The sequence below is a fragment of the Mycolicibacterium arenosum genome (genome assembly GCF_024320865.1).
Taxonomy (GTDB): Bacteria; Actinomycetota; Actinomycetes; order Mycobacteriales; family Mycobacteriaceae; genus Mycobacterium; species Mycobacterium arenosum.
This window is the reverse complement of the sequence record NZ_JANDBD010000015.1, coordinates 148,938-170,727: the sequence shown is the minus strand read 5'-3', so window position 1 is coordinate 170,727 and position 21,790 is coordinate 148,938. Positions and strand designations below refer to the sequence as shown.

The 21,790-nt window shown below is 68.3% G+C and carries 21 protein-coding genes and 2 pseudogenes; 20 read left to right on the top strand and 3 right to left on the bottom strand.

Annotated features, from left to right (window positions below; translation table 11 throughout):
- The 6 genes and pseudogenes from NM203_RS29515 to NM203_RS29490 all read left to right on the top strand — a co-directional run.
- Positions 1 to 123: pseudogene (locus tag NM203_RS29515) on the top strand (IS481 family transposase); the annotation flags it as partial.
- Positions 124 to 283: 160 nt separating this feature from the next.
- A complete protein-coding gene (locus NM203_RS29510) occupies positions 284 to 1,666 on the top strand; it encodes an ammonium transporter (protein WP_255064306.1) in 1,383 nt (460 codons plus the stop codon).
- A gap of 40 nt (positions 1,667 to 1,706) precedes the next feature.
- Positions 1,707 to 2,045 (top strand): P-II family nitrogen regulator, encoded by a 339-nt coding sequence (locus tag NM203_RS29505; RefSeq protein WP_029114932.1) that lies wholly within the window; start codon positions 1,707 to 1,709, stop codon positions 2,043 to 2,045.
- Positions 2,046 to 2,121: 76 nt separating this feature from the next.
- Positions 2,122 to 4,587, top strand: a complete 2,466-nt coding sequence (locus NM203_RS29500) for a [protein-PII] uridylyltransferase (RefSeq protein ID WP_255064303.1) — start codon at positions 2,122 to 2,124, stop codon at positions 4,585 to 4,587.
- A gap of 113 nt (positions 4,588 to 4,700) precedes the next feature.
- Positions 4,701 to 6,257 (top strand): signal recognition particle protein, encoded by a 1,557-nt coding sequence (ffh, locus tag NM203_RS29495; RefSeq protein WP_255064301.1) that lies wholly within the window; start codon positions 4,701 to 4,703, stop codon positions 6,255 to 6,257.
- A 1-nt stretch (position 6,258) separates the two neighbouring features.
- The gene (locus NM203_RS29490; RefSeq protein ID WP_255064299.1) at positions 6,259 to 7,332 is read left to right on the top strand and encodes an amidohydrolase family protein; all 1,074 of its coding nucleotides are present in this window, start codon (positions 6,259 to 6,261) and stop codon (positions 7,330 to 7,332) included.
- Positions 7,333 to 7,352: 20 nt separating this feature from the next.
- On the opposite strand, the gene NM203_RS29485 is transcribed toward NM203_RS29490, so the two are convergent.
- Entirely contained in the window at positions 7,353 to 8,174 is an 822-nt protein-coding gene (locus tag NM203_RS29485; protein ID WP_255064297.1) for a D-alanyl-D-alanine carboxypeptidase family protein, read from the bottom strand.
- A 65-nt stretch (positions 8,175 to 8,239) separates the two neighbouring features.
- Positions 8,240 to 9,136, bottom strand: coding sequence for a D-alanyl-D-alanine carboxypeptidase family protein (locus NM203_RS29480; protein ID WP_255064295.1), 897 nt, complete (start codon positions 9,134 to 9,136; stop codon positions 8,240 to 8,242).
- A 134-nt stretch (positions 9,137 to 9,270) separates the two neighbouring features.
- Here NM203_RS29480 and NM203_RS29475 point away from each other — a divergent pair, with 134 nt between their 5' ends.
- The 8 genes from NM203_RS29475 (at position 9,271) to trmD (ending at position 16,677) form a co-directional block, all read left to right on the top strand.
- A complete protein-coding gene (locus NM203_RS29475) occupies positions 9,271 to 11,088 on the top strand; it encodes an N-acetylglutaminylglutamine amidotransferase (protein ID WP_255064294.1) in 1,818 nt (605 codons plus the stop codon).
- Entirely contained in the window at positions 11,088 to 12,806 is a 1,719-nt protein-coding gene (gene ngg / locus NM203_RS29470) for an N-acetylglutaminylglutamine synthetase (RefSeq protein ID WP_255064293.1), read from the top strand. Before NM203_RS29475 ends, ngg begins: the two co-directional genes overlap by 1 nt.
- Before the next feature lie 55 nt (positions 12,807 to 12,861).
- A complete protein-coding gene (locus NM203_RS29465; RefSeq protein ID WP_255064291.1) occupies positions 12,862 to 14,106 on the top strand; it encodes an osmoprotectant NAGGN system M42 family peptidase in 1,245 nt (414 codons plus the stop codon).
- Positions 14,107 to 14,140: 34 nt separating this feature from the next.
- Complete coding sequence (locus NM203_RS29460) at positions 14,141 to 14,557, top strand: nuclear transport factor 2 family protein (RefSeq protein ID WP_255064290.1); 417 nt, start codon at positions 14,141 to 14,143, stop codon at positions 14,555 to 14,557.
- Between the two features lie 183 nt (positions 14,558 to 14,740).
- Positions 14,741 to 15,208 (top strand): 30S ribosomal protein S16, encoded by a 468-nt coding sequence (gene rpsP / locus NM203_RS29455; RefSeq protein WP_255064288.1) that lies wholly within the window; start codon positions 14,741 to 14,743, stop codon positions 15,206 to 15,208.
- A complete protein-coding gene (locus NM203_RS29450) occupies positions 15,205 to 15,447 on the top strand; it encodes an RNA-binding protein (protein WP_255064286.1) in 243 nt (80 codons plus the stop codon). Before rpsP ends, NM203_RS29450 begins: the two co-directional genes overlap by 4 nt.
- Before the next feature lie 20 nt (positions 15,448 to 15,467).
- On the top strand, positions 15,468 to 15,986 hold the full coding sequence (gene rimM / locus NM203_RS29445) for a ribosome maturation factor RimM (RefSeq protein WP_255064284.1): 519 nt from the start codon (positions 15,468 to 15,470) through the stop codon (positions 15,984 to 15,986).
- A 7-nt stretch (positions 15,987 to 15,993) separates the two neighbouring features.
- Positions 15,994 to 16,677, top strand: a complete 684-nt coding sequence (gene trmD / locus NM203_RS29440; RefSeq protein WP_255064282.1) for a tRNA (guanosine(37)-N1)-methyltransferase TrmD — start codon at positions 15,994 to 15,996, stop codon at positions 16,675 to 16,677.
- 5 nt (positions 16,678 to 16,682) lie between these two features.
- Here trmD and NM203_RS29435 read toward each other — a convergent pair whose 3' ends face one another.
- Entirely contained in the window at positions 16,683 to 17,627 is a 945-nt protein-coding gene (locus NM203_RS29435; protein WP_255064279.1) for a serine hydrolase, read from the bottom strand.
- A 227-nt stretch (positions 17,628 to 17,854) separates the two neighbouring features.
- Here NM203_RS29435 and rplS point away from each other — a divergent pair, with 227 nt between their 5' ends.
- The 6 genes and pseudogenes from rplS (at position 17,855) to NM203_RS29405 (ending at position 21,757) form a co-directional block, all read left to right on the top strand.
- On the top strand, positions 17,855 to 18,196 hold the full coding sequence (gene rplS, locus NM203_RS29430; RefSeq protein ID WP_255064278.1) for a 50S ribosomal protein L19: 342 nt from the start codon (positions 17,855 to 17,857) through the stop codon (positions 18,194 to 18,196).
- Between the two features lie 73 nt (positions 18,197 to 18,269).
- Positions 18,270 to 19,073: a signal peptidase I gene (gene lepB / locus NM203_RS29425; protein ID WP_255064277.1), complete on the top strand. Its 804-nt coding sequence runs from the start codon at positions 18,270 to 18,272 to the stop codon at positions 19,071 to 19,073.
- A 2-nt stretch (positions 19,074 to 19,075) separates the two neighbouring features.
- Positions 19,076 to 19,817, top strand: a pseudogene (locus NM203_RS29420) (ribonuclease HII).
- A gap of 33 nt (positions 19,818 to 19,850) precedes the next feature.
- A complete protein-coding gene (locus tag NM203_RS29415; protein WP_102142913.1) occupies positions 19,851 to 20,156 on the top strand; it encodes a DUF2469 domain-containing protein in 306 nt (101 codons plus the stop codon).
- A gap of 4 nt (positions 20,157 to 20,160) precedes the next feature.
- Positions 20,161 to 20,967 carry an SDR family NAD(P)-dependent oxidoreductase gene (locus NM203_RS29410; RefSeq protein WP_255064272.1) on the top strand — a complete coding sequence of 269 codons (807 nt, stop codon included), beginning with the start codon at positions 20,161 to 20,163 and terminating at the stop codon, positions 20,965 to 20,967.
- A 49-nt stretch (positions 20,968 to 21,016) separates the two neighbouring features.
- The gene (locus NM203_RS29405) at positions 21,017 to 21,757 is read left to right on the top strand and encodes an HAD-IIA family hydrolase (RefSeq protein ID WP_255064321.1); all 741 of its coding nucleotides are present in this window, start codon (positions 21,017 to 21,019) and stop codon (positions 21,755 to 21,757) included.
- Positions 21,758 to 21,790 lie beyond the last annotated feature (33 nt).

Below are 21,790 nucleotides of genomic sequence, written 5' to 3'. Positions count from 1 at the left end.
GAACAACGATGCCAGGAGTATCCCCGCTGGTTGCACACCTACAATCACCACCGCGGCCACACAGCACTCGGCGGTCAACCACCAGCCAGCCGTGTACCTAACCTCTCAGGTCAGTACAGCTAGGTCCTTGTACCAGCATTCGCCGTGAAGAAACACAGGTGTAACAGGAACCCGCGATCCGTTCACCTGGCTGAAACACACGCGAACCACCACCGAAACGACCGCAATCGAATCTCTCTGGGAGGCCGATTCGTCGGCGAAATCCCAAGGAGGTTCACACAAAGTGGTCTTAGCCTTAAACGACGTCGTCCTGGCCCTGCCAGACGACGCGTACCTGCCGTTTGGCCCCGAGGGGTTGAGCTCGGGCGACACCGCATGGGTCATCGCCGCTACGGCGATGGTCCTCTTCATGACTCCCGGCCTGGCGTTCTTCTACGGCGGCCTGTCGCGGCAGAAGTCGGTCCTCAACATGATGATGATGTCGTACGGGTCGCTCGGCCTCGTCAGCGTCATCTACGTGCTCTGGGGCTACTCGATGTCCTTCTCGTCGGCGCATACGGGCAAGGATGCGGGCCTGTTCTTCGACAGCCCGTTCGACCTGTTCGGCGTGAGCCAGCTGTTGACGACGAAGGAAGTCGATGGCGAAACCGCCTACGTGCTCGGTGGATTCGGCACCGTGCCCGCCATCCTGTGGGTCGCGTTCCAGCTGACCTTCGCGGTCATCACCGTGGCGCTCATCAGTGGTTCGGTTGCCGAGCGCATGAAGTTCGGCACCTGGCTCGCGTTCGGCGCCATCTGGGTCACCGTGGTGTACTTCCCTCTCGCCCACATGGTTTGGGGCGGCGGCTTCCTGTCGGGTAGTGGCGACGGCATCGCGGCGAAGCTCTTCGGCGTCGACGAGGAGGGTGCGGCCAACGTCGCCCCGATCGACTTCGCAGGCGGCACGGTCGTCCACATCAACGCCGGTATGGCCGGTCTGGTGCTGGCGATCCTGCTCGGCAAGCGCGCGGGCTTCGGCAAGATGGCCTACCGGCCGCACAACGTGCCGTTCGTCCTGCTCGGCGCGGCCATCCTGTGGTTCGGTTGGTACGGCTTCAACGTGGGTTCCGAGGGCGGCGCCGACATGATCGCGGGCCAGGTGTTCGTGAACACCACCGCGGCCACCGCTGCGGCGATGCTGGGCTGGCTGCTGGTGGAACGCATCCGCGACGGGCACGCCACCAGCGTGGGTGCGGCGTCAGGTGTGGTGGCCGGCCTGGTAGCGATCACCCCCGCCTGTGCGGCGCTGACTCCGATCGGCTCGATCGGCCTCGGTGCCATCGCAGGTGTCCTGTCGGCGCTCGCCATCGGGCTGAAGTACAAGTTCGGCTACGACGACTCGCTCGACGTCGTCGGCGTGCACCTGGTCGCCGGCCTGTGGGGCACCATCGGCATCGGCTTCTTCGCGTGGTCGGAGGAGGACTCGGCTGGCCTGTTCTACGGTGGCGACTACAAGCAGTTGGTGGTCCAGATCGTGGTCGCGCTCTGCGCCCTGGTCTTCACGGGCATCGCAACCGCCATCATCGCCTTCATCGTCAAGCCGCTCGGCTGGCGGGTCAGCAAGGAGGACGAGGACACTGGCATCGATGAAACCGAGCACGCGGAAACCGCTTATGAACTCGCATGATCGGGAACAATCGATGGTGTCTTCGGAAGGAATCCAGTAAATGAAGCTGATCACTGCGATCGTGAAGCCGTTCACGCTCGAAGATGTGAAGACCGGTCTCGAGCAGACGGGCATTCTCGGAATGACCGTCAGCGAGGTGCAGGGCTACGGTCGCCAGAAGGGCCACACCGAGGTGTACCGCGGTGCGGAGTACTCCGTCGACTTCGTGCCGAAGGTGCGAGTCGAGGTCCTGGTGGACGATTCGGCCGTCGACAAGGTGGTGGACGTGATCGTCCAGGCCGCCCGCACCGGGAAGATCGGAGACGGCAAGGTCTGGGTCAGTCCCGTCGACACCGTGGTGCGCGTCCGCACCGGTGAACGGGGGACCGACGCCATTTGATGCAGAAGTGATCTGACGTCGTCTCCCGGCGCACAGGTAGTACCCGAACAACACCCACAGCCGGGGGAGGACCGAGATGACCAAGCAGACACCAGATCCCGCCGCCGGGGCCCCTCGTTGGGAGGCTCCGGCGGCGGGTTCGTCGCGTCCGGCGACCGACTTGTCCGCTGCCGCAGAGCAACTGCTCGGCGGTGGCGCGCGCCAACTGGACTCCGCCGCGCTCCGCGACGCGCTTCTCGACCTCAACGAGTTCTGGCTCACCACGAAGGCCACCGAGATCGGCATCACGGCCACCAGCGGGTTCGCCATCGTCGCGACCGGAGGGCTCGGCCGTGGCGAGTTCCTGCCGTACTCCGATCTCGACCTCACGCTGGTGCACGACAACATGCCGCGTGACGTCGTCACGCAGGTGGCCGAACTGCTCTGGTATCCGTTGTGGGACGCCAACATCCACATCGACCACAGCGTCCGCACGGTGCCCGAGGCGCTGCAGGTCGCCGGTGAGGACATCTCCGCCGGGCTCGCCATGCTCGATGCCAGGCACATCGCGGGTGACGCCGACCTGTCGGCGCTGCTCGTCGGTGGCGCGCGCAGACAGTGGCGCACCGGCATCGCCTCGCGCTTCGACGAACTCGTCGACCACGCTAAGGCGCGGTGGGAGCGCAGCGGGCAGATCGCCCACCGGGCTGAGCCCGATCTGAAGAACGGCCGTGGCGGTCTTCGCGACGTGCAACTGCTCAACGCGCTCGCCATCGCCCAACTCGCCGACGGCTATCCCAGTCGCTCACTCGCGTCGCCGATGGGCACGCTGGGTGACGCGCACCTCGCACTTCTGAACGTGCGCACCGAACTCCACCGCGTCTCGCGAAAGGGCCGCGAGATGCTGCTGGCGCAGTTCGCCGACGAGATCGGCGCCGCACTGCACATCGGCGACCGCTTCGACCTCGCCCGTGTCCTCAGTGATGCGGCGCGCACGATCAGCTTCTACGTCGACGCCGGCTTGCGGACAGCGGCGAACGCGTTGCCGCGCCGTGGTTTCGCGGCGCTGCGCCGGCCGGTGCGTCGACCCATCGACGAGGGTGTCATCGAGTTCGCGGGCGAGGTGATCCTGGCCCGCGATGCGCGACCGGAACGCGACCCCGGCTTGATCCTGCGGGTGGCCGCCGCGTCGGCGACCACGGGACTGCCGATCGCGGCATCGACACTGGGTCGACTCGCCGAGGCCGCCCCCGAACTCCGCACACCATGGCCCCGACAGGCCTTGAAGGACCTGCTCGTGATGCTCGCCGCCGGCCCCGCCGCGGTGGCCACCGTTGAGGCACTCGACCGAACGGGCTTGTGGGGCAGACTGTTTCCGGAGTGGGGTGCCGTACGCGATCTGCCGCCGCGGGACGTGGTGCACATCTGGACGGTCGACCGCCACCTGATCGAGACCGTCTCGCGGGCCAGTGCGTTCACCACCAGGGTGTCGCGACCCGATCTGCTGGTGCTCGGCGCGCTGTGCCACGACATCGGCAAGGGACGCGGTGGTGACCACAGCGTCATCGGCGCCGACCTCGCGACACAGATCGGTACCAGGCTCGGGCTGTGGCCGTCCGATGTCGAGGTGCTGTCGAAGATCGTGCGCTTTCACCTGCTGTTGCCGGACACCGCGACCCGTCGCGATCTGCAGGACCCCAAGACCATCTCCGCGGTTGTCGACGCACTCGGCGGCGACTCGGTGCTACTGGAACTTCTGCACGTGCTCGCGGAGGCCGATTCCCTCGCCACCGGGCCGGGGGTGTGGGGGGACTGGAAGGCCTCGCTCATCGGCGACCTGGTGCGCCGCTGCCGCATGGTGATGGCGGGGGAGCCGTTGCCGCACCCGGATCCCATTGACTCGCAACATCTCTCGATGGCAGCGGACGGCGGAGTGCACGTCGAGATGACGACCACCGACGGGCCGCATGTCTTCAGTGTGACGATGATCGCGCCAGATCGCCACGGCCTGCTGTCGAAGGCGGCCGGGGTGCTCGCGTTGCACTCGCTGCGCGTGCACTCCGCGTCGGTCAACAGCCACGACGGTGTGGCGATCAACACCTTCCTGGTGTCGCCGCACTTCGGCACGCCGCCGGCCCCGGACCTGCTGCGCCAGCAGTTCGTCCTCGCATTGAACGGCGAACTGAACGTCATCGAGTCGCTGGAAAAGCGCGATCGGGACTCGGCGGCCACCAACACCGCGCGCGCGGGCGAGATTCCGGCCGCCGTTCCGATCAGTCGGGTGCAGGCGCCGCCGCGGATCCTGTGGTTCGAGGGCACCTCGGCGGGTGAGTACGTGTTGCAGGTCCGCAGCACCGATCGCCCCGGCCTGCTGGCCCGGTTGACGGCGGTCATCGAACGCGACGGGGTCGACATCAACTGGGCGAAGGTGGAAACGCTCGGCTCCACGGTCGTCGACGCGTTCGGGCTCTCGGCGTTCGAGGACGCCCGCGACGAGTTGGAGCGCGACCTGTACGCCGTGCTGCCCACGCCGCCGCCGGCCAGGGTGTCCGAGGCCGGTTGAAGGAGCCGTGGACGCCCGACCACAGCCCGCCTACAGCCCGGACTACTCCTACTCGATGTCGGTGACCAGCGGCCTCACCGCCCAGCAGGACCGGGGACCGCTACCCTTGTCGGGTGTTTGAATCCCTCTCCGACCGGTTGACCGGAGCCCTAGCGGGGCTTCGCGGCAAGGGGCGGCTCACCGACGCCGATATCGATACCACCACCAGGGAGATCCGGCTCGCGCTGCTCGAAGCCGACGTCTCGCTGCCCGTGGTGCGTGAGTTCGTCGCTCGCATCAAGGAGCGCGCCCGCGGCGCCGAGGTGTCCGGTGCGCTGAACCCGGCGCAACAGGTCGTCAAGATCGTCAACGAGGAACTCGTCGGCATCCTCGGCGGCCAGACCAGGCAGCTGGCGTGGGCGAAGACCCCTCCGACGGTGATCATGCTCGCGGGTCTGCAGGGCTCGGGCAAGACGACGCTGGCGGGCAAGCTCGCCAAGTGGCTGAAGGATCAGGGTCACACGCCGCTGCTGGTGGCGTGCGACCTTCAGCGCCCCGGCGCGGTGAACCAGCTGCAGATCGTCGGCCAGCGAGCCGGGGTCGCGGTCTTCGCGCCGCACGCCGGCACCGTCGAGGGTTCGGACGACTCGTCTCCCGGTGACCCCGTGGCCGTGGCCGCCGGCGGTCTCGCCGAAGCCAGGACCAAGCACTACGACGTCGTGATCGTCGACACCGCTGGTCGGTTGGGTATCGACGAGGAGCTGATGGGGCAGGCCGCGGCGATTCGCGACGCCGTCGACCCCGACGAGGTGCTGTTCGTTCTCGACGCCATGATCGGCCAGGACGCCGTGGCGACCGCCAACGCGTTCCGCGAGGGTGTCGGATTCACCGGCGTCGTGCTGACCAAGCTCGACGGCGACGCTCGCGGTGGTGCAGCGCTGTCGGTACGTGAGGTCACCGGCGTGCCGATCCTGTTCGCGTCGGCGGGCGAGAAGCTCGAGGACTTCGACGTCTTCCACCCCGACCGGATGGCGGGCCGCATCCTCGGGATGGGCGACGTCCTGACGCTCATCGAGCAGGCCGAGCAGCACTTCGACGCGCAGAAGGCCGAGGAGGCCGCCGCCAAGATCGGTTCGGGCGAGCTGACGCTGGAGGACTTCCTCGAGCAGATGCTGATGATCCGCAAGATGGGTCCGATCGGGAACCTGCTGGGCATGCTGCCGGGCGCGGGCCAGATGAAGGACGCGCTCGCCGCGGTCGACGACAGTCAACTCGATCGGGTCCAGGCCATCATCCGCGGCATGACGCCGAAGGAGCGCGAAGACCCCAAGATCATCAACGCCTCGCGGCGGCTGCGGATCGCCAACGGCTCGGGTGTCACCGTCGCGGAGGTCAACCAGCTCGTCGACCGGTTCTTCGAGGCGCGCAAGATGATGTCGCAGATGGCCGGCCAGATGGGAATGCCGTTCGGCCGCAAGGGCTCGTCGCGTAAGGCCGGCAAGGGGAAGAACAAGCAGGCGGGTAAGAAGAAGGGGCGGGGGCCGACGCCGCCTCGCAATCCACTCGGCGCAGGCGTGCCGGGGTTGCCCGCGGGGTTCCCCGACCTGTCCAACATGCCCAAGGGGCTCGACGAACTGCCGCCGGGTCTGGCCGATATCGATCTGTCCAAGCTGAAGTTCCCGAAGAGCTAGCTTGTCCGTCGCACTCCGCGTACGCGGGAGGGGACTGCCCGACGGCGAGCCCGTCGAATGGTGGGTGCACGACGGGCTGCTGAGCGCGGAGCCGATTGCCAACGCCGACACGGCTTTCGACGGCGGCTGGATCATTCCAGGGCTCGTCGACGCGCACTGCCACGTCGGGTTGGGCCCCGGCGGGGCGACCACCCTCGACGAGGCCGTCGCGCAGGCGGAGACCGAACGCGACGTCGGCGCACTGCTGCTGCGCGACGCCGGCTCACCCGTGGACACCCGCGATTTCGACGATCGCGACGACCTGCCGCGCATCATCAGGGCGGGGCGTCATCTCGCCCGCCCGAAGCGGTACATGCCGGGGCTGCCCATCGACATCGAGGATGAGTCGCAACTGCCTGCGGCCGTGGCCGAACAGGCGCGCTGGGGCGACGGCTGGGTCAAGCTCGTCGGCGACTGGATCGACCGCGGCGTCGGCGATCTCGCGCCGCTGTGGTCCGACGACGTGCTCGTGGCCGCGATCGCCGCGGCCCACGCCGAGGGGGCGCGCGTGACCGCGCACGTCTTCGGTGAGGACGCGCTGCCCGGTCTGATCAACGCGGGCATCGACTGCATCGAACACGGCACCGGGATCACCGACGACGTCATCGCGCTGATGTTGGAGCACGGCACGGCGCTGGTGCCGACGCTGATCAACATCGAGAACTTCCCCGGCATCGCCGCGGCGGCGGGGAAGTACCCCGCGTACGCCAAGCACATGACCGACCTCCATGCGACCTGCCATCAACGGGTCGGGGCCGCGTTCGAGGCGGGCGTGCCGATCTTCGCGGGCACCGATGCGGGCGGGATGATCGCCCACGGGCGCATCGCCGACGAGGTCGAGGCGCTGACTCGGGTCGGCATGGACCCGATTGCCGCATTGGGCGCCGCCAGCTGGGATGCCCGTGCGTGGCTGGGCCGTCCCGCGCTCGAGCACGGCGCGTCAGCCGACTTCGTCTGCTACGCAGCCGATCCCCGCGAGCCGGGCGTGCTCGACCATCCCGAGCTCGTCGTGCTGCGCGGCCGCGTCTACCGCTAGTGCCCCAACGGTGTTGCGCGCTAGGCGTACTGGCTGAAGCCCCAGTCCAGTAACTCGGTGGCCTGACCGTACAGATCACCCGAGCCGTACATCTGCACCACGATCAGTCGGCGATTGCCTCGCTGGGCGGCGCCGACGTACGTCTTGCGCGCGAGATTGGTGAATCCGGTCTTGCCGCCGAGATCGCCGGGGTAGCGGGTCAGCAACTCGTTCTGTGCCGTCAGGGTCTTGCCGGGAAACGGTGCCGTCTGCGCTCGCAGGATCGCGGCGATCAGCGGGTAGGCCAGGGCGTGTCGGTAGATCACGGCGAGGTCGCGTGGCGTGGTCGTCGATTCCCAGCCGGGACCGTCGAGCCCGGACGGCGACCCGGCGCGAGTGGACGTGGCGCCGATGCCCGCCGCCTTGCGGTTCATCGCGGCGACCGCGACGGCCTGCCCACCCAGCATGTCGGCCAGCATGTTGGCCGCGTCGTTGCCCGACACCATCAGGAGAGCCGACAGCAGTTCCTGCGTGGTGTACGGCTGTCCCGGCGTCAATCCGACGCACGAGCACTCGACCTCGGTGTGGGATGCGTTGGCCCGTGCGAAGTTGTCCGGCCGCAGGTGGTCGAGCACCACCATGGCGAGCAGCGGCTTGATGGTGCTCGCCGGGGCGTAGCTGCCGGTGCCGTCCTTGGCCGCGAGGATCCGGCCGGAGTCGAGGTCGGCAACCAGCCACGCCTTCGCCGGGCCGTCGGGGATCGACGCGGCACCCGCGGGTTCGATGTTCGGTTGCGCCGCGGCGACCGGTGCCGGCAGCACTACACCGAGGGCGAGCGCCACCGCCGCGGCTGTTCTTCGCACGAATGCCGAGGTTAGAGCCGCCAGGACTCGTTCAGCGCGCGATCAGGTCTCGGCTCGGACTCGGCTTACAACGTGCCGATGCTCGCGGCACGATCCTGAGCGAAGCCCCAGTCCAGTAGCGCGGTGGCCTGATCCCAGTAGGTCGGCCCGCCTTCCTTAACGAGGCCGTACATCATCGCGACCACCAGGCGCCGACCGTCGCGCTGCGCGGCCCCCACGAACGTCTTGCGTGCGACGTCGGTGAACCCGGTCTTGCCGCCGATCATGCCGGGATAGCGACTGAGCATCTCGTCCTGGTTGATCAGCGTCACGGGGCCGTTCTCGCCGGGGAACGGAGCCGTGGGGGCGGCGGTGATGGCCGCGAACACGGGGTTGTCCAGCGCGGCCCGGAAGATGAGCGCCAGGTCGTGCGGATTGGTGTAGCCGTCGATCCCCGGCCCGTTGAGGCCGGACGGCGACCCCGCGCGCGTTGCCGTGGCTCCGAGCGTTGCCGCCTTCGCGTTCATCTTCGCGACCGCGGCGTCGATGCCGCCCAGCATGTGCGCCAGCGTGTTGGCGGCGTCGTTACCCGACACCAGCAGCAGCCCGTCGAGCAGTTCCTGTGTGGTGTACGTGCGCCCCGCCTTCACACCCGCGCAATTGCACTCCACGTCGGTGTCCGACTCGACGGCCACCACGGTGTCGGTCAGGGCGAGCTCGTCGATGGCCACCAGCGCGAGCAGCACCTTGATGGTGCTCGCGGGTGCGTGGGTGACGTACTGGTCCCGTCCGGCCAGGATCTGGCCGGTGTCCATGTCGGCGACGATCCACGACGGCGCGGGACCGTCGGTGAACGGCACGCTGCCCACGGGCTGCACCTCGGTGTCCGCGAGGGCGGACGGCACGATCGAGGGGGCGACGGGTGACACGGATGCGAGAACCAGGGCGCCAGCGCACAGGGCCCGTCGAAGAGGCGCGATCATCGCGGCTGAGCTTAATCAATGCCCGATCGCGCGCATCCTGTGCGCTTCGCCACTTCCGGATTGATCTTGTGTTTGAGGACCGCACGCTGCGGTTACACGCAATGAGCACCCGTTGACGTGAGGAGCAATTACGCATGTGCGGCATCGCCGGGGAGATCGCGCGCGGGCGCCCAGCCGACCTGGCGGCCGTAGCCGCGATGACGGACAGCATGGTGCCGCGCGGGCCGGACGACAGCGGGGCGTGGTCGAAGGCGAACATCGCGCTCGGGCACCGGCGGCTCGCGATCATCGACCTCTCCACCAACGGCCACCAGCCGATGCACGACCCGGAGCTCGGTCTGACGGTCGCGTTCAACGGCTGCATCTACAACTACCCCGAGCTGCGGCAGGAACTGCTCGGCAAGGGGTACCGGTTCTTCTCGCACAGCGACACCGAGGTGATCCTCAAGGGCTACCGCGAGTGGGGTGAGCGCGTCGTCGACCACCTCAAGGGCATGTTCGCGTTCGCCGTCACCGAAATCGACTCGGGGCGAGTGGTTCTCGCTCGTGACCGGCTCGGCGTGAAACCGCTCTACTGGACCGACGTCGAGGACGGCAGCGGAGCGGGTGCCTTCCGGTTCGCCTCGTCGCTGCCCGCTCTGCTCGCCGCGGGTGGGGTGGACACCGAACTCGACCCGGTCGCGCTGCATCACTACCTGTCGTTCCATTCGGTGGTGCCTGCGCCGCGCACCATTCTGAAGGGCGTCCGCAAGGTCCCGCCCGGCACGATCATGCGCATCGAGCCCGACGGTCGCCGCACCCAGGAGACGTACTGGGAGCCGGTTTTCGAGCGCACCGCAGAACGTGCGTCGTGGTCGGAGCGGGAGTGGGAGGAGGCGATCCTCGCGTCGTTGCGGACCGCCGTCGAGCGTCGACTCGTCGCCGACGTCCCGGTCGGGTGCCTGTTGTCGGGCGGCCTGGACTCCAGCCTCATCGTCGGACTCCTCGCCGAGGCCGGTCAGCACGGGCTGCAGACGTTCTCGATCGGCTTCGAGGCGGCGGGCGGCGAGGAGGGCGACGAGTTCAAGTACTCCGACGTCATCGCGAGGCACTACGGCACCGATCACCACCAGATCCGGATCGACACCGCGAGGATGCTGCCGTCGCTCGGCAACGCGATCGGCGCGATGAGCGAGCCGATGGTGAGCCACGACTGCGTGGCCTTCTACCTGCTGTCGGAGGAGGTCAGCAAGCACGTCAAGGTGGTGCAGTCCGGACAGGGCGCCGACGAGATCTTCGCCGGTTACCACTGGTATCCGCCGATGGCGCACGCGGCCGACGGTGACGCCGGGGAGGCGTTGGCGCGCTACCGCGCGGCGTTCTTCGACCGTGATCACGCCGGGGTGAACGCGCTCCTGCAACCCCGGTGGCGCCTCGACGACGACGTCGCGGGAGAGTTCGCGCTGCAGCACTTCTCGCATCCGGGCGCGGCGACCGCGACCGACCGTGCGCTGCGACTCGACACCACCGTGATGCTCGTCGACGATCCGGTCAAGCGGGTCGACAACATGACGATGGCGTGGGGCCTGGAGGGACGCGTGCCGTTCCTCGATCACGAGCTCGTCGAGCTGGCCGCGACGTGCCCGCCCGAACTGAAGACCGCCCACGACGGCAAGGGCGTGCTGAAAGAGGCTGCCCGCCGGGTGATTCCGCACGAGGTCATCGACCGACCGAAGGGATACTTCCCGGTGCCCGCGCTCAAGCACCTCGCAGGCCCGTACCTCGATATGGTGGGCGACGCGCTGCACTCGGGGGCGGCCCGCGACCGCGGCCTGTTCACGGCTGATGCCGTCGGGCAGATGATGGCCGACCCCAACGGCAATCTGACCCCGCTGCGCGGTAACCCCCTGTGGCAGTTGGGTCTACTGGAACTGTGGCTGGCCGACCACGTCGACGGGGGCGCTCGGAAGTGATGACGGACGCCACGTGCGAGCCGACGACCAGCGACGTCGTCCAGGATCTCGGGTGGGGCCGGCTGGTGTTCGGCCAGACGTTCGCCGACGCCAACGAGTTCGGGAACGCGTTGCGCGCCGAGGGAAGCGGGCGGCGTGACATCGGGATGTACCTCGACGCTCCGCACGTGTTCGTCGCCCTGCACCCGCACGAGTTCTTCATCGATCCGAGCTTCACCTACCGACTCGTCTTCGACGAGCCCGGCGAGTACGGGCCCGCCGACGTGCCGGGTCTCTCGGTGCGGTTCGTGGACTCCGCCGACGACTGCGCGGCGATCAACCAGATCTACGTCCAGTGCAAGATGGTCCCGGCCGACGTCGAGTTGATGTGGTCCAACAGCCGGGACGCGCCGCACATGATCTACCTCGTCGCCACCGACGACGAGACCGGCGCCGTCGTGGGGACGGTGACGGGCATCGACCACGCGCAGCTGTTCGACGATCCCGACAACGGTTCCAGTCTGTGGTGTCTGGCCGTCGATCCGACGCTGTCGCGGCCGGGTGTCGGTGGACTGCTGGTCCGCTCGCTCGTGGCGGAGTTCGCGCGCCGGGGCCGCTCGCAGATGGACCTGTCGGTGCTGCACGACAACGCCGGTGCCATCGCGCTGTACGAGCGGATGGGCTTCCAGCGGGTGCCGGTGCTCGGCATCAAGCGCAAGAACGCGATCAACGAGAAGCTGTTCGCGCCCGTGCAGGACCAGGAGGGGCTCGCCGAGCTCAACCCGTACGCGCGGATCATCGCCGACGAGGCGATCATGCGCGGGATCACCGTCGAGGTGCTGGACGGCAAGGGCGGTTACCTGCGCCTCACCCACGGCGGCACGAGTGTCGTGACGCGGGAGTCGTTGTCGGAGTTGACAAACGCGGTGGCGATGAGCCGCTGCGACGACAAGCGCGTCGCGCGCAAGGTGGTGTCCGAAGCGGGAATCCGGGTACCGCGAGGCCGCACCGCCACCTTCTCCGACGAGGACTACGAGTTCCTCGCCGACGCCGGCTCGGTGGTGGTGAAACCCGCTCGCGGCGAACAGGGCGCGGGGATCACCGTGGGCGTCACCACCAACGACGATCTCGACAGGGCGCTGCTCTGGGCCGCCAAGCACTGCCCCGACGTGCTCATCGAAGAGCGTTGCGAGGGTGAGGATCTGCGCCTCGTCGTGATCAACGGCAAGGTCATCGCCGCTGCCGTGCGACGCCCACCGGAGGTGGTCGGCACCGGCGAGCACACCATTCGGCAACTGATCGAGGCGCAGAGCCGCCGGCGGTCCGCCGCCACCCACGGCGAGTCGGCCATTCCGGTCGACGACGTCACCGAGGACACCGTCCGCGACGCCGGGTGGGCACTCGACGACGTGCTGCCGATCAACGAACGGCTGGTGGTGCGCGGCACGGCGAATCTGCACACCGGCGGTACCATCCGCGACGTGACCGACGAACTCAACCCGACGCTCGCCAGGGTCGCCGTCGAGGCCGCCGACGCCATCGGCATCCCCGTGACCGGCATCGACCTGATGGTGCCGTCGGTCAGCGGCGAGGAGTACGTCTTCATCGAGGCCAACGAACGGCCGGGGCTAGCCAACCACGAGCCGCGGCCCACCGCGCAGGCGTTCGTCGACCTGCTCTTCCCGCGCACCGCCGCGACTCCGTGGGCGTGGCAGGCGGGCCCCGTCGACCAGGGTTGAATCCGCACCACTTCTCGACCAGAGTTTCACTGCTTCAGAAGGGAGGCACTGCACCATGCCCGAGAACACGATCGAGCCCGCGATGATGCCGGAGGCCGATCGCGCCTGGATGATCGACACGCTGCTGGCACTGCTGCAGACACCGAGCCCGTCGGGCCGCACCGACGCGGTCATGCAACTGATCGGCAACATCCTCGACGACCTCGGGGTGCCGTTCACCCTCACCCGCCGTGGAGCCTTGACGGCGGAACTGCCGGGGAGGAGCGCGACCACCGATCGCGCGGTCGTCGTGCACGCCGACACCATCGGCTGCATGGTCCGCCAGCTGAAGGACAACGGCCGCCTCGAGCTCATCCCCGTCGGGACCTTCTCGGCGCGCTTCGCCACCGGCGCGCGGGTGCGAGTCTTCACCGACGACCCCGACGAGTTCTTCACGGGAACCGTCATGCCGCTCAAGGCATCCGGGCACGCGTTCGGCGACGAGATCGACACTCAGCCGACGGAGTGGGAGCACGTGGAGGTGCGCATCGACCGCAAGGTCTCGACGCGCGCGGACCTCGAGCGCCTCGGCTTTCAGGTCGGTGACTTCGTGGCCCTGATCACCGGGCCGGAACTGACCGAGGACGGCTTCATCGTGTCGCGACATCTGGACGGGAAGGCCGGTGTGGCGGTGGCACTGGCGCTCGCGCGGACGGTCTCGGAGCAGCGGATCGTGTTGCCGCACAAGACGACGATCATGGTGACCATCACCGAGGAGGTCGGGCACGGCGCCAGCCACGGACTGCCCCCGGACGTCGCGGAACTGGTCTCGGTGGACAACGCGGTGTGCGCGCCGGGACAGCACTCCATCGAGGACGGCGCGACGATCCCGATGGCCGACCTGCACGGACCGTTCGACTACCACTTGACACGCAAGCTGTGCCGGCTGGCCGACGAACGCAAGATCCCTTACGCGCGAGACATCTTCCGCTACTACCGCTCGGACGCGGCAGCGGCGATCGAGGCGGGCGCGAATACGCGTGCTGCGCTCGTCGGGTTCGGCCTCGACGGCAGTCACGGCTGGGAGCGCACCCACATCGAGTCGCTCGAGGCCGTGTACAACCTGCTGCACGCCTGGCTGCAGACACCGCTGACGTTCGCCAAGTGGGACGCGCAGCCGTCGGGCAGGCTCGAGGACTTCCCGTCGTCGAAGCAGCCGGCACCGAGCGAGCAGTGGGTGCCGCTGTCCCGCGGCGACCACACCGAGCCGGGGGAGTGGTCGGGCGAGCACTGGCCGCCGTCGGAGGGTCCGCAAGCCTGACCCCCACGGCGGTGCGCGGTGGTTCAATCGAGGCGTGCTGAGTCTGGAAGAGATCTCCGATCGCCTCGAAATCCAACAGTTGCTCGTCGACTACTCGACGGCGATCGACACCCGCCGCTTCGACGACCTCGACCACGTCTTCACAGAGGACGCCTACATCGACTACACCGCGATGGGCGGGATCGACGGCGTGTTCCCCGACGTGAAGAAGTGGCTCGCCGAGGTGCTGCCCAACTTCCCGGCCTACTCGCACCTGATCGGCAACTTCGACGTCACCATCGACGGGGACACCGCGAAGTCGCGCGTCATCTGCTTCAACCCGATGAAGCTGTCCGATGACGGGCAGATCCTGTTCTGCGGTCTCTGGTACGACGACGAGTTCCTCCGCACCGACTCCGGGTGGCGGATGACGCGCCGCGTCGAGACCAAATGCTTCGACCGGATCGTCTGACCTCGACGACACCGCAGGTCGGGCGGATGACTCGGATTTCTCGGGGACGCGCCCTCTCTGGCACAATGGGCGGCTGTCCGCCGACAACCACGGCTGTACGGCGGTCACACACGTAAGGCAAAACCGGATCGGGTAAACCTCCCGCATCGCTGAATTGCAGCGTGGCAACCACAGGAGTAGTTCATGGCTGTCAAGATCAAGCTCACCCGGCTTGGCAAGATCCGCAACCCCCAGTACCGCATCGCGGTCGCCGATGCGCGCACCCGCCGTGACGGCCGGTCGATCGAGGTCATCGGCCGGTACCACCCGAAGGAAGATCCGAGCCTCATCGAGATCGACTCGGAGCGCGCGCAGTACTGGCTGAGCGTCGGCGCCCAGCCCACCGAGCCCGTGCTGGCTCTGCTGAAGATCACGGGCGACTGGCAGAAGTTCAAGGGCCTGCCCGGTGCCGAGGGCACGCTGAAGGTCAAGGAGCCCAAGCCCAGCAAGCTGGATCTGTTCAACGCCGCGTTGGCCGCCGCCGACAACGCGCCCACCGGCGACGCCGTCAAGCTCAAGACCAAGAAGTCCACCAAGAAGTCCGACGACGACGCGGCGTCGACCGAGGCCGAGGCCACCGACGCGCCCGCTGACGCACCCGCGGCCGAATGAGCGCCGTCGTCGTCGACGCCGTCGAGCACCTCGTTCGCGGGATCGTCGACAACCCCGACGACGTCCGTGTCGACATGGTGACCAGCCGCCGCGGCCGCACGGTCGAGGTGCACGTCCACCCCGACGACCTCGGCAAGGTCATCGGTCGCGGCGGACGCACCGCCACGGCGCTGCGCACGCTGGTCGCCGGTATCGGCGGTCGCGGGATCCGCGTCGACGTGGTGGACACGGATCAGTAGCGTCCAGTAGTCCACGCGTCATGGAGCTTGTCGTAGGGCGGATCGTCAAGGCCCACGGCATCAGCGGTGAGGTCGTCGTCGACGTCCGCACGGACGACCCCGAGACCCGGTTCGCCGCAGGCGCCGAGTTGCGCGGCAAGCCCAAGGGTGGTGGCACGACCCGCACGTTCGTCGTCGATGCGGCGCGGGCGCACGGGGGGCGGCTCCTGGTGCGGCTGGCCGGAGTCGACGACCGCGATACCGCTGATTCGTTGCGGGGCACGCTGTTCCTGGTCGACACCGCCGATCTCCCCGCCATCGAGGATCCCGACGAGTTCTACGACCACGAGCTCGAGGGCCTGCGGGTGCGGACCGTCGACGGCGCTCACGTCGGAGTCGTCGCCGAGGTGTTGCACACCGCCGCCGGTGAACTGCTCTCGGTGCGCCGGGAGGACGGCTCGGAGGTGCTGGTGCCCTTCGTCGAGGCCATCGTGCCGTCGGTGTCGCGGTCGGACGGCGTCGTCATCGACCCGCCCGAGGGATTGCTGGAGTTGGATTGATGGCCGCATGCGGATAGACGTCGTCACAATCTTCCCCGACTATCTGCAGCCGTTGCGACAGGCGTTGCCCGGCAAGGCCATCGAGGCGGGCATCGTCGATCTCGCGGTTCACGATCTGCGCCGGTGGACGCACGACGTGCACCGGTCGGTGGACGACGCCCCGTACGGCGGCGGCCCCGGCATGGTGATGAGGGCGCCCGTCTGGGGCGACGCCCTCGACGAGATCTGTTCCGTGGACACGGTTCTGGTGGTGCCGACGCCTGCGGGCCGGTTGTTCACCCAGGCCGATGCGCAGCGGCTGTCCGGCGAGCGCCATCTGGTGTTCGCCTGCGGTCGCTACGAGGGCATCGACCAGCGGGTGGTCGACGACGCCGCGCGTCGGATGCGGGTCGAGGAGGTCTCGATCGGCGACTACGTGCTGGCGGGTGGGGAGTCGGCGGTGCTGGTGATGGTCGAGGCCGTTGTGCGGCTGATGCCCAACGTGCTCGGCAATCCGGTCTCCCACCAAGAGGATTCGCACTCCGACGGCTTGCTCGAGGGGCCCAGCTACACGCGGCCGGCCAGCTGGCGTGACCTCGAGGTGCCCGAGGTGCTGCTGTCCGGTGACCACGCGAAGATCGCGGCCTGGCGGCGGGCCCAGTCGCTGGAGCGGACGCGCGAGCGCAGACCCGACCTGCTCGCCGAGGACTGAGCCGGCTAGACGTGCCCGGTGGGGAAGATCGTCCGCACCGCCTCCGTGATGGTGTCGCGTGCGACGTCGGCCTGGGCGGCCTGCATCGACCCGATGACCATGACGTATCGGCGACCCGGCCCGATCACACCGGTGGACAGGTGCATCCAGTCGGCGCCGATACAACACATCCAGCCCTGCTTGACGGCCACCGGTTCGCCCGGCACGCCTTCCGGGATGCCGAAGCGCTGCGGGTAGACGCCGCCGGGCACCATGCCGTCGGGAGCCGTCGGCGTCGACGCGGCGAGGTTGGCCAGGATGATGCTGGCCTGTTCGGGAGGTAGTCCGCCGGTGCCCGCGAGCAGCATGTCGTAGTAGCGCACCAGGTCGGTCGCCGTGCTGGTCGTGTTGTACCAGCGGCCGTTGCCCGGCGGGTTGGTGGCGGCGAGGCCGTACCGCTTGGTGACGCGGCCGATGATGGCGCTGCCGCCGCTGCGGTTCCAGAACACCTCGGCGGCGCTGTCGTCGGACGCCCGCAGCATGACGTCGAGCATCGCGCGGTCATCAGGGGTGAGCTTGGTCTGGCCCTTGGCCACCTGCAGCAGCAGATCGTCGGCGATGAAGAGCTTGACCACCGAGGCGATCGCGATCGATCGGCCGTTGCCGTTGGTCACCAACTCGCCGGTGTTGCGGTCCAGCACGGCGATCGTGATGTCGGCGCCCGCGTCGGCGGCGATGTCGGTGGCCTGCCGTTCCCGGTCGGCCAATCCGATGAACGCCGTCGCCGGCTGATCCGGTGGCACTTCGGGGAGTGGCGCCATTTCGCCGAGCGGCGCGACAACGGTCAGTTGAGGGGCGCGCGGCGGCGTCGGGGGAGCGCCGTAGACCTCGGCCTCGCAGCCAGCCGCAACGGTGACGACGGCGACCGTCGCGGCGCACACGACGAGTGGCTTCGACCGCCGGCGGAACATGATCCTCCCTAGTCGTCGAGCGAAGAAACCCGTGTAGCAAGCCTAACGGTTTGGCGGATGCCGTGCGCATCCGACGCGATTTCGCTGCCAGGGGGCACGTCTGGCACAATTGACCAGTTGTCTGCGCTCGGCGGTTACACCGCGCCGCTGCGAGACGCACCCACGTACCGCGGCCAGCCGTCAGGATTGCGGCGCCGCAGCCGAGAACTACTAGGAAGTTGTCACCGATGAATACGCTGGACTTCGTCGATCAGGCGTCGCTGCGCGACGACATCCCGACCTTCGGCCCCGGCGACACCGTGAACGTTCACGTGAAGGTCATCGAGGGCTCCAAGGAGCGCATCCAGGTCTTCAAGGGCGTGGTGCTGCGTCGCCAGGGCGGTGGCGTCCGCGAGACCTTCACGGTGCGCAAGGAGAGCTACGGCGTCGGTGTCGAGCGGACCTTCCCGGTGCACTCGCCGAACATCGATCACATCGACGTCGTCACCCGCGGTGACGTTCGTCGCGCGAAGCTCTACTACCTGCGCGAGCTCCGTGGCAAGAAGGCGAAGATCAAGGAAAAGCGCTGACACAGCGCCTCCGCGGCGCGGTCGACACCCCACGTGGCGGTGTCGTCGCACGCGCGCTGGCTAGTCTGAAGCCGTGACAGAACCCCGCGAGGACGCCGCCGAGACCGACGTCGATCCCGCCGATGACACGCAGCAGGGTGAGCCCGAGAAGAAGGGCGGCGCGTTCCGCGAGGGTGTCATCCTCCTGACCATCGCGCTCGTCCTGTACTACGTGATGCTCACGTTCGTCGCGAGGCCGTACCTGATCCCGTCGGAGTCGATGGAACCGACGCTGCACGGGTGCGAGGGCTGCACGGGTGACCGCATCATGGTCGACAAGCTGACCTATCGCTTCTCCGAGCCCGAGCCGGGTGACGTCGTCGTGTTCAAGGGTCCGCCGTCGTGGAGCGTCGGCTATCAGTCCATCCGTTCGGACAACCCGGCGATCCGCTACCTGCAGAACGCGCTGTCGTTCATCGGCTTCGTGCCACCCGACGAGAACGATCTGGTCAAGCGGATCATCGCCGTCGGTGGGCAGACCGTCGAATGCCGGGTGGCGACCGGTCTGACGGTGGACGGTAAGAAGCTCAACGAGCCGTACCTCAACGTCACCACGATGAACGCCGACCCGGCCATCTACCCGTGTCTCGGCAACGAGTTCGGCCCGGTGACGGTCCCGAAGGACAGGCTGTGGGTGATGGGTGACAACCGCACGCACTCCGCCGACTCGCGCATGCACTGCACGAACACCCCCGCCGACGTGCAGAAGGGCGTCTGGTGCACCGGCGACCCGATGTCGGGCACGGTGCCCGTCGAGAACGTGATCGGCAAGGCGCGTTTCATCGCATGGCCGCCCGGCCGGTGGGGCGGCGTCTCCTCGACCAACCCTCAGCAGTAGGAATGCCGGCTACCTGGCCGCCGAGGACGGTGATCCGCAAGTCCGCCGGACTGCGGACCATCGAATCCGCCCTGTACCGAGGTGGATTGGGTCCGGTTGCCGGAGTCGACGAGGTCGGCCGGGGAGCGTGCGCGGGTCCGCTCGTGGTCGCCGCCTGCGTACTGGGGCCCAATAAGTTGGACAGTCTGTCGGCACTCGACGACTCCAAGAGGCTGAATGAGCGTGAACGCGAGCGGCTGTTTCCGATCATCAAGCGCTACGCGCTGGCCTACCACGTGGTGTTCATCGGATCCACCGAGGTGGATCGGCGCGGCGTGCACGTCGCCAACATCGAGGGCATGCGAAGGGCCGTCGCCGGACTGAGTGTGAAACCCGGTTACGTGCTCTCCGACGGATTCCGGGTGCCGGGCCTCGGCGTGCCGTCGCTTCCGGTCATCGGCGGGGACGCCGCGGCGGCCTGCATCGCCGCGGCCAGCGTGCTCGCGAAGGTGAGCAGGGACCGCTTGATGGTCGCGATGGAGGCTGACCACCCCGGCTACGGGTTCGCGGTGCACAAGGGGTACTCCACGCCGATGCACACCGCGGCGCTGGCCGAACTTGGACCGTGCGCCGAGCACCGGTACTCGTTCGTGAACGTGCGCAGGGCGGGTGGCCGCAATGAGGTGGTGATGTGCTCCGAGGCCGAGATCGCCGCCGAGGACCCGGAGCCGGAGCAGCGCCGTGAGTACGGGTGAGGGAAGATGAGCCGAACCGAGCAGAAGGACAGCAGGAAACCGCATGAGTGCTGAGGATCTCGAGAAGTACGAAACCGAGATGGAGCTCTCGCTGTACCGCGAATACAAGGACATCGTGGGGCAGTTCAGCTACGTCGTGGAGACGGAGCGGCGGTTCTACCTCGCCAACAGCGTCGAGCTGGTGCCGCGGAACTCCGACGGCGAGGTCTACTTCGAGTTGCGCCTCGCCGACGCGTGGGTGTGGGACATGTACCGACCAGCCCGATTCGTCAAACAGGTCCGCGTGATCACGTTCAAGGACGTGAACATCGAAGAGGTCGAGAAGCCCGAGCTGCGCCTCCCCGACTAGAGCCATGAGCGCCTCAGCACCCGTCGCCGTCGTCACCGGTGCCAGCCGCGGAGCCGGCCGGGGGATCGCGACCGCGCTGCTGGCCGCGGGCTGGCGCGTCTATCTGACCGGCCGCTCCGTGACCGACCGCGACGACGGCGGGATCGCCGTGCAGGTGGACCACCGCGACGACGGCCAGGTGGCCGCGCTGTTCGAGCGGGTGGAGCGCGAATGCGGTTCCCTCGACCTGCTGGTCAACAACGCCGCTGCGATCCACGATGCGCTGACGAGCCCGAAACCGTTCTGGGAGAAGCCACGTGAGCTTGCCGACGTGCTGGACGTCGGGCTGCGGTCGGCGTACGTCGCGTCGTGGCACGCCGCGCCGCTGCTGCTTCGCGGCGATCGCGGGCTGATCGCGTTCACGTCGTCACCCGGATCGGTGTGCTACATGCACGGTCCTGCGTACGGGGCGCAGAAGGCGGGCCTCGACAAGCTCGCCGCCGACATGGCCGTCGACTTCGCGGACACCGGGGTGTCGACGGTGTCGATCTGGATGGGCATCCTGTTGACCGAGCGGTTCCGCAGCGCGTTCGACGGCGATCCCGACGCGCTCGCCAAGACCGCCGAGCACGCCGAGACGCCGGAGTTCATCGGCCGCCTGATCGACGCCCTGTACCGCGATCCGGACCTCGCCGAGTTGACCGGACACACGGTCATCGCCGCTGAACTGGCGCACCGCTACGGCATCACCGACGAGGGCGGCAGGCGGCCGCCGTCGCATCGCGACATGCTCGGAGCGCCGCGCGAACCGTCGACGGTGGTCATCCGCTGACTGACACACTGGAGCCACGAGCACCCAACGAGAATGCTGGTTGACCGACATGGACGGTGTCCTGGTGCACGAGGAGCGGGCGCTCCCCGGCGCCGCCGAGTTCCTGCAGCGGCTCGTCGACAGGAACCGTCCCTTCCTGGTGCTGACCAACAACTCCATCTTCACGCCGCGTGACCTGGCCGCCCGGCTGCTGCGGTCCGGGCTCGAGGTGCCCGAGGAATCCATCTGGACCTCGGCGCTGGCGACCGCCGCGTTCCTGCACGACCAGCTGCCGGGCGGTTCGGCGTACGTCATCGGCGAAGCCGGCCTGACGACGGCGCTGCACGAGGTCGGCTACACGCTGACCGACACCGGGCCGGACTTCGTGGTGCTCGGCGAGACGCGGACGTACTCGTTCGAGGCGATCACCAAGGCCATCCGGCTGATCGGCGGGGGTGCCCGATTCATCGCCACCAACCCCGACGTCACCGGCCCGTCGGCGGAGGGCCCGACGCCCGCCACCGGGTCGGTGGCCGCGCTCATCACCAAGGCCACCGGCCGCGAGCCCTACTTCGTCGGCAAGCCCAACCCGATGATGTTCCGCAGCGCGCTCAACCGCATCGAGGCCCATTCGGAGAACACCTTCATGGTCGGGGACCGGATGGACACCGACGTCGTCGCCGGTATCGAGGCCGGGCTGGAGACCATCCTGGTCCTGACGGGGTCGACCAGCGTCGAGGACATCGAGAAGTATCCGTTCCGGCCCAGCCGGGTGCTGGATTCCATCGCGGACGCCGTCGAACTGATCTGAGCGTGGCAGGCGTCGGCGCTCGTCGAGGGCTGA

What these genes read in the sequence shown, in the direction of transcription:
- NM203_RS29505 (WP_029114932.1), top strand. Translation starts at nt 1,707, where the DNA reads ATGAAGCTGATCACTGCGATCGTGAAGCCGTTCACGCTCGAAGATGTG.
- NM203_RS29500 (WP_255064303.1), top strand. Translation starts at nt 2,122, where the DNA reads ATGACCAAGCAGACACCAGATCCCGCCGCCGGGGCCCCTCGTTGGGAG.
- NM203_RS29480 (WP_255064295.1), bottom strand. Translation starts at nt 9,136, where the DNA reads ATGATCGCGCCTCTTCGACGGGCCCTGTGCGCTGGCGCCCTGGTTCTC.
- NM203_RS29475 (WP_255064294.1), top strand. Translation starts at nt 9,271, where the DNA reads ATGTGCGGCATCGCCGGGGAGATCGCGCGCGGGCGCCCAGCCGACCTG.
- ngg (WP_255064293.1), top strand. Translation starts at nt 11,088, where the DNA reads ATGACGGACGCCACGTGCGAGCCGACGACCAGCGACGTCGTCCAGGAT.
- NM203_RS29465 (WP_255064291.1), top strand. Translation starts at nt 12,862, where the DNA reads ATGCCCGAGAACACGATCGAGCCCGCGATGATGCCGGAGGCCGATCGC.
- rpsP (WP_255064288.1), top strand. Translation starts at nt 14,741, where the DNA reads ATGGCTGTCAAGATCAAGCTCACCCGGCTTGGCAAGATCCGCAACCCC.
- NM203_RS29450 (WP_255064286.1), top strand. Translation starts at nt 15,205, where the DNA reads ATGAGCGCCGTCGTCGTCGACGCCGTCGAGCACCTCGTTCGCGGGATC.
- rimM (WP_255064284.1), top strand. Translation starts at nt 15,468, where the DNA reads ATGGAGCTTGTCGTAGGGCGGATCGTCAAGGCCCACGGCATCAGCGGT.
- trmD (WP_255064282.1), top strand. Translation starts at nt 15,994, where the DNA reads ATGCGGATAGACGTCGTCACAATCTTCCCCGACTATCTGCAGCCGTTG.
- NM203_RS29435 (WP_255064279.1), bottom strand. Translation starts at nt 17,627, where the DNA reads ATGTTCCGCCGGCGGTCGAAGCCACTCGTCGTGTGCGCCGCGACGGTC.
- rplS (WP_255064278.1), top strand. Translation starts at nt 17,855, where the DNA reads ATGAATACGCTGGACTTCGTCGATCAGGCGTCGCTGCGCGACGACATC.
- NM203_RS29415 (WP_102142913.1), top strand. Translation starts at nt 19,851, where the DNA reads ATGAGTGCTGAGGATCTCGAGAAGTACGAAACCGAGATGGAGCTCTCG.
- NM203_RS29410 (WP_255064272.1), top strand. Translation starts at nt 20,161, where the DNA reads ATGAGCGCCTCAGCACCCGTCGCCGTCGTCACCGGTGCCAGCCGCGGA.
- NM203_RS29405 (WP_255064321.1), top strand. Translation starts at nt 21,017, where the DNA reads ATGGACGGTGTCCTGGTGCACGAGGAGCGGGCGCTCCCCGGCGCCGCC.